Below are 18410 nucleotides of genomic sequence, written 5' to 3'. Positions count from 1 at the left end.
CCTAAGCTAAAGAACCAGTTGTCAGTCGGGATAATTTTAGCCGGATTGGAACAAAACCCACGAGATGTGCGGCCGTTGGCATACCCCGCCGCCCGTTTTTGGTCTGCGTGGTCGTGGCAAGATGTAATGCATGAACGCTTCTTTCTCCGAGATGTACCGACAGCTCAATGAGGGCGAGCTCGATGAGCACGCGAAGCCAGACGTCTCTACCACAGCGCCCGAGAAAGCACGCACCCCCCAAACGATTCCGCAGGAGTCCGAGCCATCGCATCCGCCTCGGCCTCGGATGGCGTTAGTGGTGGTGGATGCGCAAAACGATTTCTCGGAGGGGGGATCGTTGGCTGTTGACGGTGCCGTTACCGCCTTCCGAAATACATATCTGCACGTTGCCGGAACGGCTAACAAATACGATGTCATCGTCACCAGTAGGGATAATCATATCGACCCAGGAGAGCACTTTTCCGATGATCCCGATTTCGTAGATACCTGGCCTGCCCACTGTGTTGCGGGCACTACCGGAGCCGAGATTCACCCCGAGATGCAGCGTGCCCTGGAGTTTTTCGCACAGCTAAACCCGCACGCTGTGCGTATCGATGTCACCAAGGGGGAGTACTCTGCGGCCTACTCTGGTTTCGAAGGCCGGACCGAGGCCGGAGTTCTGCTTGCCGACGCCTTGCGCGCCTCCGATATCGAGGAAATCGACGTCGCTGGTATCGCCACGGATCACTGTGTTCGAGCGACGGTGCTGGACGGGCTGAAGGAGGGATTCTCAGTGCGGGTGCTGCGTAAGCAAATCGCCGCAGTCGACGCGGACCGTGGCGATTTTTCGTTGATGGAGATGGAATCCTCCGGCGCAGTCTTGGCCTAGCCGAACGGTACGGACGGCACGCCCTTAGTTGAACCGCACCATGTCGATGTCCACCTGCTCCAGGTGGCGATGCTGGTTCGACGTCTCAACGTAGCGGCCCGCATGGGCGATGAAACCGGCGACCTCTTCGTCGGAAAGCTGGCGGCGGACCTTGGCGGGGACTCCCGCGGCGAGCGACGCGGGCGGGATCTCCTGGCCCTCCAGGACAACGGCGCCCGCGGCAATAAGGCTGCCGGCCCCAATGCGCGAGTGTGATAGGAGCGCCGACTTCATGCCGACGAGAGTGCTATCTTCGACGGTGGTGCCGTGGATGAGAGCCATGTGGCCGACGGTGACGTGGTCTCCGAGAGTGGTCGGGGCGTCGGAGTCGACGTGGATTGTGGAGTTGTCCTGAATGTTTGTGCGGCGGCCGATGCGGATTGGCGCGACATCGCCACGGAGGACACAGCCGTAGAAGACGGAGCTTTCCGCCCCGATTTCGACATCGCCGATAATTACCGCGCCCGGAGCAATCCAGGCGTCGGAGTGAATGCGGGGAGTTTTGCCCTGGTAAGACAGGATGAGCGGTGCGTGCATCATGTGGTCAATGATATAGGCCTCAGTCGCAGCCGATTGGCGAAAGAGTGTGCATTTAGGCGATTACGCGCCTACAGTGGGCGACATGATTTTCATTGTTGTCAATTACCAAGTAAAGCCCGAGTTTGCCGACGAGTGGATGGATCACGTCGCCGACTTCACTAAGGCCACCCGTGCTGAGGCAGGCAACAAGTGGTTCGAGTGGTCCCGCAGCGTTGAGGACCCGAACCAGTACATCCTCGTCGAGGCTTTCGAGGACGATGCTGCGGAGGCGCACGTCAACTCCGAGCATTTCGCTGAGGGCCTTGAGGCCATGAAGCCGCTGCTAGTCGAGACCCCGAAGATCGTCTCCCAGGTGCTGCCGGACAAGCAGGACTGGGATCGTATGGGCGAGCTGCAGGTCGATTAATGTTTTCCTCCACTGCAAAGGACACGTCCTCTCCCCGTAAGAGGCTCCGGGCCGGTGCGGTGGGATTAGTCTCTCTCGCGGCACTGGGCCTGGGCGCGTGCAGCTCGGCCGAGTCCGTTGGTAAGGGGACACCGTCGGCAAGCGACTCTCCGGAGGCAATGCCCTCGCAGGAGACCCCGAAGTCCGAAAGCACCCAGCCCGCAGCGACGACATCCAGTGCGCAATTGCGGGATTCGCTGGCGCAGCTTGCTGCGGATACCTCGGTGCTAAAGGAAGCGTCGCAGGAGCTTATCGCAAAGGGATCGGTGTCGGACGGCACTCGGGAATTGGCGCAATTGGCGTCGCCAGTTTTTAGAGAGGAAGAAGACCGGCTGGTCAAGATCCTGGGAGTCGGGGTAGATCCCTCTCTCGCGGAAGTGGATCAGGAGGCGCTGGCCCGGCTGACCGACGAGGAAGGCCCGCACGCTGACATGGCCTATCTCACCGTGATGGAAGATGCCCTGGATCGGGTTATTTCCAAGTGGGAGTCCGTGCGCTCTAACGGAGAGCAGCCTGTGGAAGACTTGGCCGGACAGGCGGTGGAGCAGCTGACCTCGATTCGGGAGGCTCTGCGTAAGCGAATGGCTTTCTAGCGGAGGCCAAATAAGCAGAGGCCAAAAAATTACACCTTTTATCGGAAACCGCTGAAGGTCCGACCCGTGGTTAGTAGCCTGGGGAGAGATATACGCCCCAAGCGAAAGTTTTCACCGGGTCAGACCGGGAGAGGTAGGAAAACCATGGCAAACAGCATTTCTCGAGTAGGTATCGTCGGCGCGGGACAGATGGGCTCCGGCATTATCGAGGTCTGCGCGAAGGCCGGCAGCGAGGTTAAGGTCTGGGAGGCTAAGCAGGAGTTCCTCGACGCGGGCCGCGCGCGCATCGAGAAGTCTCTGGACAAGGCGGTTTCCCGCGGAAAGCTCGAGCAGAGCGCACGCGACGAGATTCTCGGCCGGATTAGCTACACTACCGAGCTGGACGATTTTGCCGACCGCGAGCTGGTTATCGAGGCCATCGTGGAAAACCCTGAGGTAAAGGCATCCGTATTCTCGCAGCTCGATGAGATTGTCGAGTCGGATGACGCGATTCTTGCCTCTAACACCTCTTCGCTGCCGATTCAGTCGATTGCAGCGGCAACCAAGCGCCCTGAGCGCGTCATGGGCCTTCACTTCTTCAACCCCGTGCCGGTGCTCCCGCTGGTTGAGCACGTGGTGACGCTGTCCACCGGGCAGGTGCAGGCGGACCGCGCCTACGACTACGCCAAGGAAGCACTGGGCAAGACCGTGATTCGCGCGAAGGATCGCTCCGGATTCATCGTCAACGCACTTCTGGTTCCGTACATCCTCGGCGCGATTCGCATGCTGCAGGATGGCGTTGCGACCGCGGAGGACATCGATGCAGGTATGGTCAACGGCTGCGCCCACCCGATGGGTCCGCTGACTTTGGCCGACATGGTCGGGCTGGACACTGTTAAGTTCATCGCCGACGCTATGTACGACGAGTACGCTGAGCCGACCTACGCGGCACCGCCGCTGCTCAAGCGCATGGTGGAGGCAGGGCGTTTCGGCCGCAAGTCCGGTCGCGGTTTCTACGACTACTCCAAGTAAAAATTTCAAACGAGTCGGTAGCAGAATTCTTCCGACTCGGGTGATAGAGCCCCAGCGAGGATACCCCCTCGCTGGGGCTTATTTTGGCTTTTCAAATCGCATAAAGGTGTTAATCCGCCTAATATAAATCCAGAATCTTTGAGTCTGTCCTTAGCACGGACCCAGTTTTCTCTCGTTTTCGGCGAAAGCCGCGCGATACTGATTCTCGAAAGACATTTTCTCCGAAGGGACTACCGTGTCTATCCGCAAAGCCTTTAATCGCAGTGCCGTCCGTTCTTGTGCAGCGGCGGCGGCGATGACCATGATGCTAGGAACCGCGCCGGCAGCGCTGGCCCAGCCAGCATTGCCCACTGGAATTGCTCCTGCACCAGCTCAGGAACCTAATTCTTGGATAGGTGCTAAGACCCCGGACGTTGCCGGTGGCCTCGCGTCTCCGGGCTTCGAATCGGTTGGCCCTGCCCGCGGCGAGAATGCTCAGGGGATGCAGGCCCCTCAGGCGTCCCCCTTCCGTATCGACCAGCTCTACCGCTTCCATCAGTCGGACGCTGCGACCGATAAGTTCTTCTACTTCTACGTGGTCAACCCCTTCGAGGACCTGAAGAAGAACCACCCCGAGGTGATGGAGCAGAACCTCGAGACCGTCGTGCGCATTAACAATGAGGCCGAAAACGACGAGAATGCAAAGAACCTCGCTCTCGACGACGACTACATTGACCCACTTGAGAACCTCTCCACCGGCATGGGCAAGAACCTCGGAGCCCACTTCAAGGCAGCACTGAAGGAGGGCTACCTGCCCAAGACCAAGGCCTTGCTTTCCGGAAACCTCGCCCGCGGCGGCGGTGTGATGAGCTCAACCTTCATTGAGAAGTACTACTACGGCTACGATCGCCCCTTCGTCGTCGCGCCGGACCGCATCAAGCGCTACTACCGCGACGGCCAGGACGACCCGTACTCAACGACTCCGTCCTACCCGTCCGGCCACACCAACAAGGCCGCGTGGACGTCGACCCTGCTGTCGATCATGATGCCGGAAGTCGCTGCGCAGATTCAGGCCCGTTCCTCCGAGGCCGGCCAGTCCCGCCTGGTCATGGGCGTCCACTACCCACTCGATGTCATCGGTGGCCGCATGATGGGCAACCAGGCCGCCGCTGACCGCTGGGCCGATTCGGAGTTCCAGCACCTTATCGAGCAGGCACAGGGCGAGCTGCGCGCGGAGCTGGAGTACCGTTGTGGCGGAACCATCGCGGAGTGCGTCGCAAAGGACACCCCGTACATGTCCGATGCGGATGCCGCCAAGATTTACACGGACCGCATGACCTACGACTTCAAGCAGATCGGTGGAACCAACAACCCGGTCGTCGTCCCGAAGCGCTACGCGGGTCTGCTCGCCACGAAGTTCCCGGAGCTGAACGACTCCCAGCGTGAGCAAATCCTCGCTCAGACCGCCATAGCCTCCGGTTACCCGCTGGACCGAAACGACGGCGAGGGCCAGCACATTCGTATGAACCTAGCCCGCGCCTATGCCGCGAAGTACGTTGTCAACGCTGACGGCTCCGTCACCGTGACCAACTAGCCCCGGCTAGCTGCGATGGCCGCCTCAAAGCGGTCGAGCGCCTCGCCCAGGATTTCGGGCGAGGTCGCGAAATTCATCCGCACATGCCCCGAGCCCCCTTCTCCGAAGGCGGTGCCGGGGTTTAGTGCTATCCGGGCATTGTCGACCAACCACTGCGACGGATTGCCGGTGTCGATGCCGGGGACACCGGTCAGGTCGATCCAGCCGAGGAAGGAAGCCTGCGGGGGAGTGAACTTAGCCTCCGGCGCGAACTCGGCCAGCCGGGCAGCGATGGTGTCGCGGTTGCCGCGCAGCACGTCGAGGAACCTATCCAGCCACGGGACTCCGTCGCGCCAGGCGGCGGCGGCCGCGACCAGCCCCAGGATGGACACCCCTTCGTGCACAATGTGCGGCAGCGCGTTCCACTCCTTCGCATCGGCGTTGTTCAAAATCAGTTGTGCGCACTTGAGTCCGGCCGTATTCCAGCCTTTCGACGTCGCGGTCACCGTAATCGTGACCTCGTCGGCGGTGTCCGACACCGACGCTGTCGGGGTGTGCTTGCCGGTCAGGACTACAGGACCGTGGATCTCGTCTGAAATAACGCGGGCGCCGTAGCGCGCCGCGAGGTCGGTAATCTCGCGAAGTTTCTCCGCTGTGTACGTAAAGCCCAGGGGATTATTGGGGTTGCACAGAATCAGGCAACCGGCCCCGTCCTTGAAGGCATCCTCGAGGGCGTCGAGGTCCGGCCCGTCGGCAAGCGTGGGGATAAAGACAGACTCACGCCCAAGAGCCGGCCCCACATCGAAGAAGGGCATGTAGGCGGGGGTGGGCACTACGATTGCGCTGTCCGGGCGGGTGAATCGCTCGACGGCGAGTGTGACTCCGCGGACGACATCGGCGATTGCGAAGATGTTGTCGGGGTTCGGGCGCCAGCCGTAGCGAAGCTCGGAGAATCCCGCGGCGGCTTCGGTGAGGGCGGAGATGTCGCGAGGTGGGTATCCGAAGTGTTCGCGCTTGCAGGCCTCGGCGACGGCGTGGGCAACAGCGGGGCAGGTGTCGGGGTCGGACTCGGCGACCCATAGGGGCAGTACGTCGGCAGGGTATGCAGTCCACTTGAGGGTGCCGCGGGCTCGAAGCTGTTCTAGAGACGGAAAAGTGACACTGTCGAAGTTCTTGCTGGTGCTTTCATTCACAGTGTCACTTTATACCATCAATGTAGACAGCTTGGTCTATTTCGCTATGCTAGCTTCAGTGCCTCCTCGGCGGCGGGCAGAGCGGCCTCGCGGTCCGCGGCGACCAGGCCGATGCGGGTGCGTCGGTCGAGAATGTCGTCGACGCTGAGAGCCCCTTCGTGGGTGACGTGCCAGGCGAACTCGGCGCGGGTGACGTCGATGCCCTCGGCCACTGGATCCAGCGGGCGCTCCAGTGGGCAGGAGTCGATGACCTCCTGCGATTCGGCGCCGTAGCGGTTAAACAGGGCCATCGGAATGCGTCCGGCCTCCGCGGCGGTGCGGGCGCGGTCCATGCCGCGGCGGTCGGAGCCGAGTACTGGGATGCGGCGGGTCAGGCACTCAGGGGCGGTGATGCCCAGTTTGGAGATCACCTTATCCACCGTCTGCTCGGCCATCAGTCGGTACTCGGTGAGCTTGCCGCCGGTAATCGAAATCAGGCCGTTGTCGGCCTCCAGCAGCGCGTGCTCGCGCGAGAGGTCGGCGGTGTTGCCCTCGCCGGAGTCAATCAGCGGGCGCAGGCCGGCGAACGCGCCGTTGACGTCCTCGCGGGTCAACGGGGTCTCCAGGGCCTGGTTGATGACGTCGAGCAGGAAGGTGATGTCCTCCTCCGGGACCTCGGGGACGTCCGGGATGGGGCCGGGCGCCGACTCGTCGGTCAGGCCGATGTAGACGCGGTTGTGCTCTGCGGGCAGAACGAAGCAGAAGCGGTTGGTGTAGCCCGGTACCGGCACGGTCAGGGATCCGGTCGGGTTGCCCAGCTTCGCGGCGTCCAGCACAAGGTGCGTGCCGCGCGACGGACGCACCTTGATGCTGCTGTCGACGTCTCCTGCCCACACGCCGGTCGCATTGACGACGGTGCGGGCCGGCAGCTCGAACTTCTCGCCGCTCAGCTCGTCGACCAGGGTGGCACCCGTGCCGGTCGCGTTCTCGCAGCGGACCTTGGTCAGCACGGTGGCGCCGTAGCTGGCGGCGGTGCGTGCGATTGCGGTGACCAGGCGGGCGTCGTCACGCAGTTGGCCGTCGTAGTTGACGTAGCCAAACTGCACGTCCTTCTTGCGGACGGTCGGCGAGAGCTCCGCCACGCGCTGCTTTCCGACGGTGCGCGACAGGGGCAGTGTCGTCGCTGAGGTGCCTGCGATGATGCGGAGGAAGTCTCCGGCGAGGAAGCCCATTCGCGGCAGGATGCGGGTTAGCGGCGCGAAGACATTCATGACCGGCACGACCTGCGGCAGCTTGTGGACCAGGTGCGGGGCGGTGACATCGAGTAGGGTGCCGCGCTCAACCGCCGAGCGGCGGGCAATCCCGACGTTGCCAGTGGCCAGGTAGCGCAGTCCTCCGTGGGCGAGCTTCGAGGACCAGCGAGAGGTGCCGAATGCGAGATCGTGTGCGTCGATCAGGACTGTGTCCAAACCGCGGGATGCCGCGTCGAGCGCGATGCCGACGCCGGTGATGCCGGCACCGATGACGAGCAGGTCCGGGAGTTCGCCCTTTGCTGCACCGTCGCGCAGGCGGTCCAGGTCCGCTTGCCGACGCTTCTTGTTCAGTGCGCCGTCCTCGGCGCGGGGGTTGGGGGTGTGCGTGGCAGACATGTAAGTTCCCTCGAACTTCCGTTTATTGGAGAAATAGACTAAGTTGTTCATTAGTCACTTTGGGCACGGACGAAAACGAAAGGAGATTACCGATGGCATTACGCGCAAACTCAAAGGTTGCTAACGCAATCCAGGCGCTTGAACTCACGCCATCGCTGCAGATGTGTTGCTGCTGTCTCCAGTCCGTGCCCCGGGTGCGTGGAAACTAAGCGGCTTATAAACTTGTCCCCCTGTTGAAACCGGGGGTGTCATTGAAAACCCAAGCTGCAAGTTGCACTGTTAGCGCTTTCCGTCGCACGGACCTTAAAAAGCCCGAACTGCAGATAAGAAGCCAGCCACAGCACAGAAAGCAACGCACGCCACAATGACTGCCGCAATCGAAACCTTCACCCTGGAAGACTACGTTTCCCTGTTCATTTATGACGGCCCAGCAGCGCCGGAGATTTACGCCAGCGAGCTGGTCAGCCTCGCCGAGTAGGACCGCGCCCGTGCACGACCCCGGTAACTCGGCCAAAAAGACGCTCTACTAGATCATCTTCCCGTTGTAGCGGTCCTCGAGGGCGCGCGGGCCCGTGGCCAGCTTGCCGGGGTTGAGGATGCCGGCGGGGTCGAGCTCCTTTTTGATGGTCTGCATGACCTTTGCGAAGAGTTCGGTGTTCTCCTCGTAGTACTGCGGAGAGTGGTCCTGCCCGACGCCGTGGTGGTGTGTGATGGTGCCGCCGAACTCCATCATGGCGTTGGAGGCTGCGGACTTGATGTCCATCCACTGCTGCAGGATCTCGCCCTCGGTCTCGCGGAAGAAGTATGTGAAGTACAGCGAGCAGCCGGACTCGTACATGTGCGAGATGTGGCAGAACACGTACACCGGGGTTCCGTGGGCCTCGCCGGCTGCCTCCATGCGGGAGATAATCTTGCGGCGCAGCTCGCAGGCCTGGTCCCAGGTGGTGGCGGTCTCAAGCGTATCGACGCCGACGCGGCGGGTCATCATGACGTCGCGCAGGTACGGAGAGGAGAATCGGTGGTTGACCCATGCCATGCCCGGGATCGAGCCGACGCGGACGCACTTCTTGGTCAGCAGTCGGGTGGCCAGGCGCTCGCGGGCGACTCGGGCGCCGAGGGCGTCGGTCTGTGCGAAGCCGAAAATGGTCATGCACGGTGTATCGATGCCGCGGAACTTCAGGTACTTGATGACATTCTCGCTCAGGTTGCCCGAGGCCAGCTGCGTTAGGCCGAACTTGGTCTCCTTCTCGTCCGACAGGCGGGCCAGGTGCGGGACGTGGCCGCTCTGCTCCAGCTCGCGCATGACCTGTGCGGCTTCGTCGAAGGAGTTGAAGAAGTAAGTGTCGAAGAGCATCTTCTCCGGGCGCTTGTTCAGCGCGATGGTCACGTGCGTGATGATGCCAAGGGTGCCCTCGGAGCCCAGGAAGAGCTCCCGCGGGTTCGGGCCGGAGGCCGACGACGGCATGTCGCGGAATTCCATGGTACCGGCCGGGGTGACGACGCGCATGCCGATGACGTTGCGGTCGATGCGACCGTATCCGGAGGACTCCTGGCCTGCGGAGCGGCAGGAGACCCAGCCGCCGACGGTGGAGTACTCGAAGGACTGCGGGAAGTGGCCTGCGGTGAAGCCCTTGGCGGACAGTGCCTCTTCCAGGTCCGGGCCGAATACTCCAGACTCTACGGTGACTGTGCCGGAAATCTCGTCGATTTCCAGGATCTTGTCGAAGGCAACCATGGAGACGGCAATCGCCTTGCCGAACCCGCCGTCGATTGCCTCGACGCCGCCGACGACCGAGGTGCCGCCGCCGAAGGCGACGATGGCGGTCTTGCGCTCGGAACAGACCTTCAGTAGCTGCTCGATCTGCTCCTCGGTCTTCGGCAGGACGACGGCGTCGGGGGCTACGTCCAGCTTCGCTGCGCGCAGTCGGGCCAGGTCGGCGTAGGAGCGGCCGACGGCGTGCTTGACGCGGGTGTCGTGGTCAGTTGCGACGGATTCTTCGCCCACGACCGCGGACAGTGCTGCAATGTCGTCGTCGGCAAGCCGGCTGTCCGGGATGGTGACCTCGGCGATATCGCGGGGCGGGTTGTTGGCCTCGAGAGACATTCCGATTTCTCGCTGGAGGAGCTTTTCGCTCTCTGCGGTGATCGGCTTGTCGTTGCCGTCTACGCCCCAGCCCCACCAGCGCATACGGTAAGGGATGGTGAGCTTATTAGCCATTGTGGAAGTTCCTCTCGATCAGGGTTGCCCAATGGGATGTCGATGTTTCTAGCACTATTCTAACCCCATTCCGTTACGGAATGTAAAAAAATGTCAAGTAATCCTGATAGAATTTTGTTAAGAGCCCTCTAAGATGGGCATTAAGCCCAAAAATCGCATGTCAGGATAGGTTTCGGACTGATGACTGTTCAAGATAAGGACCTCAACTACCCCCTGGGTAACACAAAGATTGAGACGCTCGCACTCGTGACTAACCCCCATGCGGGGCATGGCGCCTCCCAGGCCGCGTCCCGCAAGGCAAGCCGAGTGTTCGCCGATCGTGGCATCGATGTCATCGCCCTGCAGGGCTCCAACCCGGACGATGCCCGCAAGCTGATCCGCGAGGTCATCTCGGACGGACGCATCGACGCGCTGGCGGTCTGCGGTGGCGACGGCATGATCAACCTCGCGCTGCAGGAGCAGGCTGGCACCGGCATCCCGCTGGGCATCGTCCCCGCGGGCACCGGCAATGACCACGGTCGCGAGTACAACCTTCCGCGCGACGATGCCAAGGAAGCCGCAAACGTCATCGCCGACGGCTTCTGGACCACCACCGACCTAGGCCGCATCACCGATGTCCAGGGCAACCAGAAGTGGTTCGGCACCATCATGTGCGCCGGATTCGACTCGATTGTCTCCGACCGCGTCAACCAGATGAGCTGGCCGCACGGCCGCAACCGCTACAACCTGGCCATTGTCCGCGAGTTCCTCGCCTTCCACTCGCTGCCGTTCAAGATTACGCTGGACGACGACCGCGTGCTCGACGACCCGATTACCCTGGCCGCGTTCGGTAACACCCGCTCCTACGGTGGCGGCATGAAGATTTGCCCGACCGCCAACCACTCCGATGGACTGCTGGATATCACCGTTATTGGTAAGAGTTCCCGAATTAAGGCCGCGCTGGCCTTCAAATCGGTATTCGATGGCACTCTTAACGAGATAGAAGAGGTCTCGACTTATCGCTGCCGCAAGGCCCATGTCGAATACACCGGACCTGCGCGGCCCATGAACGCCTACGCCGACGGCGACTTCATGTTCCCCCTGCCGGTCACGGTCGAGGTCGTCCCCTCCGTCGGCAAGTACATAGTCCCGCGCCCTTAGCGTGACCCCGCCCGCACTAGCCCTTGATTCCGAACTGCTTCAGGCGCTTGCGATCGGCAGCTGATGCCGACGCGGTCAGCCGGAGCAGTTCGGCGTATATGCCGTCAGTGGTAGCGAGCTCGGCTGGGGCGCCGACCTCGTCGACGTGGCCGTCGGCAAGCGTGACGATCGTGTCCACGTCGGAGATGGTGGACAGGCGGTGTGCGATGATGACGGTGGTACGGCCCTCCATCAGCTTCTCCAGGCCGTGCTGAACCTCGCGCTCGGCCTTGGTGTCCAGCGCGGAGGTAGCCTCGTCGAGGATAAGCAGGGGAGCGTCTTTGAGGATTGCGCGGGCGATGGCGATGCGCTGTTTCTGGCCGCCGGAGAGCTTCAGGCCGCGCTCGCCAATGGTGGTGTCGTAGCCGTCGGCGAAACTGCGGATGAATGTGTCGGCGTTGGCCTTGCGGGCGGCCTCGACAATCTCGGCGTCTGTGGCGTCCGGCTTGCCGTAGGCGATGTTCTCCTTGATTGTGCCGGAGAATAGCGCCGCATCCTGGAACACGACGGCGGAGCCCGCGCGCAGGTCCGAGCCGGAAATTTCGGTGACATCAGACCCGATAACGCTCAGCTTGCCCGCGGTCGGGGTGTAGAAGCCCAGCAGCAGGTTGACGATGGTGGACTTTCCTCCGCCGGACTCGCCAACCAGCGCGACCTTCTGCCCGGAATACGCGGTGAAGGAGACGTCGGAGAGCACGGGCTTGCCCTTGTCGTATTCGAAGGAGACGCCGTCGAAGTCCACGATGGGCGCTCCGGCGCGCTTCTGCTCCTCGGCGCGGTCGCGGCAGGCACGCTCAGCGGTTGCGGGAGAGTCGGAGACCTCGCCGGAGTCGGTACGCACGGCGGCCAGCAGCTCCGGCTGAGTGCGGCTTTCGGGCTCGAGCTCCATGACGTGGAAGTAGTCGCGCGATCCGGCGATGGCGCGCTGCGCGGTGTCGACGAGGTAGCTCATCATCATCACCGGCTGGCGGGCCATGTTAATCAGCTGAATCAGCATGACCATGGTGCCGATGGAGAAGTCCCCGTAGAGGGTGCGCAGGAACAGCACCATATAGATTCCCGCGAAGATCAGGTTCAGGATTCCACCGCGCAGGGCGTCCATCCTGTGCCACCACGAGGACTGCTCGCGGGTCAGAGAAATAGTGCGGACGAAGCGGGAGCCGAAGAACGCAATTTCGCGCAGCTCGGCGGTGAAGGAGCGGACGACCTTGACCTGGCCAATCGCCTCTGCGAAGCGGCCGCCGGCGGAGTCGATCTGCTCGTTCTTCTTGCCCTCAATCTTCTGCCACTTCTTGGATGTCAGCGCAGTGAGGAAGGTGTAGACCGGGAAGACGATAATCAACAGCAGCGCCAGTGGCCAGTAGTGCCACGCCGTGATGACGAGCACCGCGCCGACGGTGAGCAGCATTGGGAAGAAGTTGTTCGAAAACGCCTGCAAGAACTGCGTGACGTTAGTGATTGAGCGCTCCAGGCGGGCGATGATGGTGCCCGTGACCTGGCTGTCGAAGTAGCGCTGCGGCAGGCTCAGCAGCTTAGCGAAGTAGCGGGTCGACAGAATCTCGCGCATGCGCGCCGTCATCACATCGCCGAGGTATCCGCCGACGTTGTGAACAATCGTCTGTGTGAGGTCCGCGACGAGCAGGCCCGCCACCAGCCAGAAGACGGTCCACGTCGTGGTCGAGATGACCTCGTCGCTGGCGCCTCCGGTCGCGGTGGACACGATTGCGTCGGTGGCGTCGCGGATTAGGAATGGGCTGACCAGCGTCGCCGCCGCGGTCGCCAGCGAGCAGACAACGACACCGATATAGAACGGCCAGAGCACTCGCGTAGTGGACAGGATTCTGCTAAGCAGGCGCACGGCGACCTCAATCTCCCCGAAGTTTGCGCGGATAGGAAAGTAACTATCCTAACAGCGCTTTATCTGGTGGCTTAACCGAGCAGCGAGCGCACCGCACCGAGGGGCAGCGCTAGCCAGTCGGGGCGGTTCTGCGCCTCGTAGAGGCACTCGTAGATTGCCTTGTCCAGGATGAACGCCTCCAGGAGAGCTGAGTTGCCGGCGTCGGCGTAGCCGGCCAGGAACGCGTCGATGTTGCGGCTTGCCCACTCGTCCACGCGCGGGGCTGTCGCGGCTGTGTCCTCGCGGCCGGTCAGCATCGGGTAGTGCGCCGCGTAGTCGAAGGAGCGAATCATGCCGGCAACGTCGCGCAGTGGGTGATCCGGGAGCCTGCGTTCCTCCCACGGGCGAGAGGGCTCGCCCTCGAAGTCAATCAGACGCCACGAGCGCGGGGTTCGCAGCACCTGGCCCAGGTGAAGGTCGCCGTGGATGCGCTGGACGACGGCGCCCGACTCGGGCACTGAGGCCTCCGCGCGGGCGAAAACATTCTCGGCGCGGTCGCGGACCTCGGCAATCTCGGGGACGATGCCTGCGACGAATTCCAGGCGCGTGCGCAAAGGCGCGACCAGCTCCGCGCCGGAGAGACGATTCTTCACAGGCAGGGCGGCGGCCAAGCTGTGGTGGACCGCGGCGACGGCCTCGCCGAGTGCACGGGCCTCCAGGGCGAAGTCAGTGCCGAGCTGGTCCAGGTCGACGTCGATCTCACGAATCGCGTCGCGCACGGCACCAAGGGCCAGCTCCCAGCCGTCCACGGAATTCGGCACAAACTCCTGCAGCATAGCGGTGGTGTAGGTCTCGCCGTCAAGCTCCAACTCGAGCCATCCGAAAAGCTGCGGCACGGAGTCGCACTCGGCCTGGGATAGAGCCGCGAGCAACTCCACATCGGCATTTGTACCGGGGTGGAGGCGGCGGAAAAACTTACACATCACGGCATCGTCGAAAATCACCGACGTGTTCGACTGCTCGACGCCCATAGGGCGGCCGTTTTCGGGTCGGTCAAGGCTCGACTTCGGTACCGACTTTAAGGTCATGTCACCGAGCGAGCCACCGTCGACAAGCGCCTGCCCGAGCGCGGTGATGGCGGCGGAGTCGGCCAGAGCGTCGTAGCCCAGGAGGCCTTCCGCGCGGACCAAAAGCGACTGGTCGAGCCCCTCGGGCAGCTCCTCGGACCAGGCGATGGGCAGGAGATAGGTTGGGGCCTTGCCCGATGCGTCGACATGGACGCGGACCAGGGCGATATCGACGTCCGGGGCGACCGCGTGATCGCGCAGCGCCGGGCTTAGGGAGAGGACCTCGACGGATTCAATGTTTGCGGTCTTGTCGGCGAAAAAGCGCAGCTTCGGCAAGCTCTGCGCCAGTTCCGCGGCGATTAGTTCTACGTTGGGAATGCTCATTGTGCTTCGCCTTTCGTGTACGGATTCTTGGCGGGGTATTGCTCTAGTCTGCGTGCGAGGACGCCTGCACCGGCACATCCGAAATCGCCTGGGCGACCGGAATCGTCGGCGCCATCATCGACGCGTTCGCCTCTGAAGTTGTCTCCGGAGGGGTCTGAATTTCAAACCAGTAGAAGCCGTGGCCCGGCAGGGTGACCTGGTAGTTTTCAGTACCGATGGTGGGGAACGGGACTGAACCGGTCAGCTCTACGGGCGTGGAACCTGAAAACTCCGACAGGTCGAGGGACACCGCGGCGGGGTAGGAGGATAGATTATTGACGCACAGGAGCACCTCCTTCTCGCCGTCCTCCCGCTCGTACTCGCGCAGGTAGGTCAGTACCGACGGGGTGTCGGAGTCGAGCTCGCGAAAGGTGCCCAGGCCGAAGGCGTCGAAACGCTTGCGCACCTGGATTAGACGGCGCACCCAATTGAGCAGCGAGTTTGTGTAGCTGGCCTGGTTTTCGACGTTGACCGCCTGGTAGCCGTAGGTCGCGTCCTGAATTGTCGGCAGGTACAGGCGGCCCGGGTCGGCCTTGGAGAAGCCGGCATTGCGGTCCGGTGACCACTGCATCGGCGTGCGCACGCCGTCGCGGTCACCGAGCCAGATGTTATCGCCCATGCCGATCTCGTCGCCGTAGTAGAGGACGGGAGAGCCGGGTAGCGACAGCAGCAGTGCGTTGAACAGCTCCAGCTGGTTGCGGTCGTTCTGCAGCAGCGGCGCTAGGCGACGGCGAATGCCGATGTTTGCCTTCATGCGTGGGTCATGGGCGTACTCGGCGTACATGTAGTCGCGCTCCGCGTCGGTGACCATCTCCAGGGTCAGCTCGTCGTGGTTGCGCAGGAAGATGCCCCACTGCGCCGACGACGGAATCTCCGGGGTGGACTCCAGGATCTCCGAGATGGGGAAGCGGGACTGCTTGCGCACGGCCATGAAAATCCGCGGCATCAGTGGGAAGTGGAACGCCATGTGGCATTCGTCGCCGCCGACGTCGGGATCTCCGAAATACTCGACGACATCGGCCGGCCACTGGTTGGCCTCTGCCAGGAGCACGCGCCCCGGATACTCCTCGTCCATGACCTTGCGGCAGCGCTTGAGGAACTCGTGCGTCTCCGGCAGGTTCTCGCAGTTGGTGCCCTCGCGCTCGAAGAGGTAGGGAACCGCGTCGAGGCGGAAGCCGTCGATGCCCAGGTCGGACCAGAATCGCAGGACATCAATCATGGCCTCCTGGACCGCCGGGTTGTCGTAGTTCAGGTCCGGCTGGTGGGAGAAGAAGCGGTGCCAGTAGTACTGGCCGCGCACCGGGTCGTAGGTCCAGTTGGAATCCTCGGTATCAACGAAGATGATGCGCGCGCCCGAGTAAGTCTCCGGGTCGTCGGTCCAGACATAGAAGTCGCCGTAGGGGCCGTCGGGGTCGGTGCGGGAGGCCTGGAACCACTCGTGGCTATCCGACGTGTGGTTCATCACGAGGTCCGTGATGACTCGGATGCCCCGGGCGTGGGCTGCGTCCAGAAGCTCCTTGAAATCCTCGACGGTGCCGAACTCCGGCAGAACCTTGCGGAAGTCGCGGATATCGTAGCCGCCGTCTCGCAGCGGCGAGTCATAAAAGGGCGGAAGCCAGAGGCAGTCAACGCCGAGCCATTGCAGATAGTCGAGCTTCTCGGTGAGCCCTTTTAAGTCACCGGAGCCGTTGTTGTCCGAGTCGTTGAAGGCTCGGACAAGTACCTCGTAGAACACCGCGCTGCGGTACCACTCATAATCTGCCTTGGCGTCTGTCATGGCCTCCAGCGTAACGACTCGGGCTGCAACCTGCAGGAGCTTGCTTGAGGAGCTGGGGTGACAGGTGGGGCCTAGACGACCTTGTGCTTTTGAATTACTGCAGCGAGATCGTAGGCATCTTGTAGTCGCAGCTGGGCCGCGATCGGTGCGACGGAACCGGGGACCATGTCGATGCGCACGTTCGCCACACCAGCTGCCTTTCCGAACGGGGAAATCGACAGCGTATGTCCCTGAATCCGCTGCCAGGGAACCAGGTATTTGGTGTGCCAGAACTTGCCGTTTGTCACCAATAGCCCCTGGCGTGTTGCCCGGACACGCTGGTATTTCCAGTCGATGGGGCTTAACCACCACGCGGAGGCCGGAGTCTCCCAGGCGCCCAAAGAGGCTGCCTGGTCCGCGGAGCGCTCAGGGCCCGCAATCTCATCCATCAGGTCTGCGACGATGTCATCCAGCTCCGCATTGGGCGCGATGGGCACGAGCGTATTGTGCGTGTCCTTGTCGCCGATGCCGTAGCCCGCCACGGAAAGCTCAGCACGTGACCATTTCCACGGCCGCCACCACAGGGGCTGAATTACCTTGATTCCGTGGACGCGATCGATGGGGATGGACTGGGCGCGCGTCTCTAGCAGGCCCGCCGTCACCGATAGTCTCCTGCTTTTCGACGATGTGCGGAGCGTGAACTCCCAGGACCCGCTAAGCGTCATAAAGATTGAGGCGATAACACCGCCAACCGCAATCACAGTACCGATGGTGATTCCCGTGAGCATCTCTGCGACAAAGTCCGTGAAGAACGCGGCAATCACGCCCGCGATTACCGCGAAAACGCCCAGGAATAGACCCGGTCCGATGCAGACAGAGGCGGCGAGCAGGGCAACGGGAAGCGGACCGTAAATGGTCCTTGCATCTATAATCGTGCCGGCAGGCTGAAAGTCAGCAGCCTGCGCATTAGTTGGAGCTGCCTGTCCCGATGCCAACCCGGTGTCTAGCTTCTCGACCTCCGCGAGTACTTCGGCACGGAACCGCACGCACTCGTCGTGAGTCAGATACTGAACCTTGAAATGCGAATCCTTGCCGCCGGCGGTCTCGATGACAATTTCGGCCAGCCCGAACAGCCGAGGAAGCAGCGGCTGATTAATGTCCACCGCCTGAACCCGGTCGAGGCGGGCGTTGCGCCGGGACCTTATGATCCAGCCCGAGCCGTAGAGGACCTCCTGGTCCGTTAGCTCGTAGAAGATATAGCGCCAGGAAACCCACGCAAGCAGGGCGATCACAATGATCGCCAGCACCACGATGCCGATGGCCACGGCGACTCCGGCGAGAGCCCAGTCCGAAAGAAGGGCCCCGAAATCTGCGATGGCCTGCCACATATTAAAGGCGACCCATGCCAGCACCGCGGCTAAAAGCGTGAAGCTTTTGAGGACCGGTGTGAGCGGATGAACCCTCCGCCGCGTCTCGCGCAAATCCATCACAGCCCCGCCATTCGGTCGTGGGCGCGCTGGGAAAGGCGGGCGCGAAGCTCAAGGGCGTCCTGCCTGCGTAGCCCGTGTACCTCGGCGTCCGAGGTCGCGGAGGCCGTGTTGAGCTTCAGCGTGGCCAGGCCGTACATGCGCAGCAGCGGCCCCTCGTCGACATCGATGAACTGAATGCGACCGTAGGGGACGACGGTAACCGAGCGCCACCAGCGACCGGAGGCCACGATGAAGTCATCCTCGCCCTCGAGATACCGGTGGGCGCGAACCTGCCTGCCGATGAGCCAGTGCATCCACACGTAGCCGCAGAGGCAAACAATCCACAGCAAGCCCGCCCAGATGGTAAACAGAAACGCGGCTACGGTCGCGGCCGCCGCAACCGAGGCGGCGAAGATGGCGACGCTAATGCGCCTGACCTTCGCAAGCGCCGAATCGACCGGGTGGAGCGCGGGATTTTCTGGGGCTAATAGGTCAAGGGCTGTCATGATTGCCAGTTAAACATATGGGGGCGGGCGTTCACGGTGTTGCCTGGATGCGGGTTCAGCGGATAGAACTGTGCCTATGGATCGCA

General features: G+C 62.4%; 15 protein-coding genes. 6 read left to right on the top strand and 9 right to left on the bottom strand.

Features of this window, described 5'->3' with window-relative positions; genetic code table 11:
* The first annotated feature begins 130 nt into the window (after window positions 1–130).
* A complete protein-coding gene (locus tag CLAC_RS08510) occupies window positions 131–868 on the top strand; it encodes an isochorismatase family protein (protein WP_082313273.1) in 738 nt (245 codons plus the stop codon).
* 24 nt (window positions 869–892) lie between these two features.
* On the opposite strand, the gene CLAC_RS08505 is transcribed toward CLAC_RS08510, so the two are convergent.
* A complete protein-coding gene (locus CLAC_RS08505) occupies window positions 893–1447 on the bottom strand; it encodes a gamma carbonic anhydrase family protein (protein WP_053412545.1) in 555 nt (184 codons plus the stop codon).
* An 82-nt stretch (window positions 1448–1529) separates the two neighbouring features.
* Here CLAC_RS08505 and CLAC_RS08500 point away from each other — a divergent pair, with 82 nt between their 5' ends.
* The 4 genes from CLAC_RS08500 (at window position 1530) to CLAC_RS08485 (ending at window position 5069) form a co-directional block, all read left to right on the top strand.
* A complete protein-coding gene (locus tag CLAC_RS08500) occupies window positions 1530–1853 on the top strand; it encodes a putative quinol monooxygenase (protein WP_053413368.1) in 324 nt (107 codons plus the stop codon).
* Window positions 1853–2485 carry a hypothetical protein gene (locus CLAC_RS08495; protein WP_053412544.1) on the top strand — a complete coding sequence of 211 codons (633 nt, stop codon included), beginning with the start codon at window positions 1853–1855 and terminating at the stop codon, window positions 2483–2485. Before CLAC_RS08500 ends, CLAC_RS08495 begins: the two co-directional genes overlap by 1 nt.
* A 144-nt stretch (window positions 2486–2629) precedes the next feature.
* A complete protein-coding gene (locus CLAC_RS08490; protein WP_053412543.1) occupies window positions 2630–3496 on the top strand; it encodes a 3-hydroxybutyryl-CoA dehydrogenase in 867 nt (288 codons plus the stop codon).
* Window positions 3497–3731: 235 nt separating this feature from the next.
* Window positions 3732–5069, top strand: a complete 1338-nt coding sequence (locus CLAC_RS08485) for an acid phosphatase (protein WP_245621845.1) — start codon at window positions 3732–3734, stop codon at window positions 5067–5069.
* On the opposite strand, the gene CLAC_RS08480 is transcribed toward CLAC_RS08485, so the two are convergent.
* The 3 genes from CLAC_RS08480 to CLAC_RS08470 all read right to left on the bottom strand — a co-directional run bounded on the left by CLAC_RS08480 (window position 5066) and on the right by CLAC_RS08470 (window position 10087).
* The gene (locus CLAC_RS08480; RefSeq protein ID WP_053412541.1) at window positions 5066–6241 is read right to left on the bottom strand and encodes a MalY/PatB family protein; all 1176 of its coding nucleotides are present in this window, start codon (window positions 6239–6241) and stop codon (window positions 5066–5068) included. The genes CLAC_RS08485 and CLAC_RS08480 overlap by 4 nt on opposite strands.
* A gap of 44 nt (window positions 6242–6285) precedes the next feature.
* Window positions 6286–7869, bottom strand: a complete 1584-nt coding sequence (locus CLAC_RS08475; protein ID WP_053413367.1) for a glycerol-3-phosphate dehydrogenase/oxidase — start codon at window positions 7867–7869, stop codon at window positions 6286–6288.
* Window positions 7870–8395: 526 nt separating this feature from the next.
* Complete coding sequence (locus tag CLAC_RS08470) at window positions 8396–10087, bottom strand: FAD-binding oxidoreductase (RefSeq protein WP_053412540.1); 1692 nt, start codon at window positions 10085–10087, stop codon at window positions 8396–8398.
* 180 nt (window positions 10088–10267) lie between these two features.
* Between CLAC_RS08470 and CLAC_RS08465 the strand changes: the two genes are divergently transcribed.
* Entirely contained in the window at window positions 10268–11227 is a 960-nt protein-coding gene (locus CLAC_RS08465; RefSeq protein ID WP_053412539.1) for a diacylglycerol kinase, read from the top strand.
* Window positions 11228–11243: 16 nt separating this feature from the next.
* Here the strand turns inward: CLAC_RS08465 and CLAC_RS08460 are convergent, their stop codons facing one another.
* The 5 genes from CLAC_RS08460 to CLAC_RS08440 all read right to left on the bottom strand — a co-directional run bounded on the left by CLAC_RS08460 (window position 11244) and on the right by CLAC_RS08440 (window position 18324).
* A complete protein-coding gene (locus CLAC_RS08460) occupies window positions 11244–13124 on the bottom strand; it encodes an ABC transporter ATP-binding protein (protein WP_053412538.1) in 1881 nt (626 codons plus the stop codon).
* A 71-nt stretch (window positions 13125–13195) separates the two neighbouring features.
* Window positions 13196–14554 (bottom strand): maltokinase N-terminal cap-like domain-containing protein, encoded by a 1359-nt coding sequence (locus CLAC_RS08455; protein ID WP_053412537.1) that lies wholly within the window; start codon window positions 14552–14554, stop codon window positions 13196–13198.
* 43 nt (window positions 14555–14597) lie between these two features.
* Window positions 14598–16370, bottom strand: coding sequence for a maltose alpha-D-glucosyltransferase (gene treS / locus CLAC_RS08450; protein WP_053412536.1), 1773 nt, complete (start codon window positions 16368–16370; stop codon window positions 14598–14600).
* Window positions 16371–16441: 71 nt separating this feature from the next.
* Window positions 16442–17836 carry a PH domain-containing protein gene (locus tag CLAC_RS08445; protein WP_053412535.1) on the bottom strand — a complete coding sequence of 465 codons (1395 nt, stop codon included), beginning with the start codon at window positions 17834–17836 and terminating at the stop codon, window positions 16442–16444.
* A complete protein-coding gene (locus tag CLAC_RS08440; RefSeq protein ID WP_053412534.1) occupies window positions 17836–18324 on the bottom strand; it encodes a PH domain-containing protein in 489 nt (162 codons plus the stop codon). Before CLAC_RS08440 ends, CLAC_RS08445 begins: the two co-directional genes overlap by 1 nt.
* Window positions 18325–18410: the final 86 nt, after the last annotated feature.

The organism is Corynebacterium lactis RW2-5 (assembly GCF_001274895.1).
GTDB lineage: Bacteria > Actinomycetota > Actinomycetes > Mycobacteriales > Mycobacteriaceae > Corynebacterium > Corynebacterium lactis.
The sequence above is the reverse complement of the archived record's forward strand: the minus strand, read 5'-3'. Positions and strand labels throughout refer to the sequence as shown.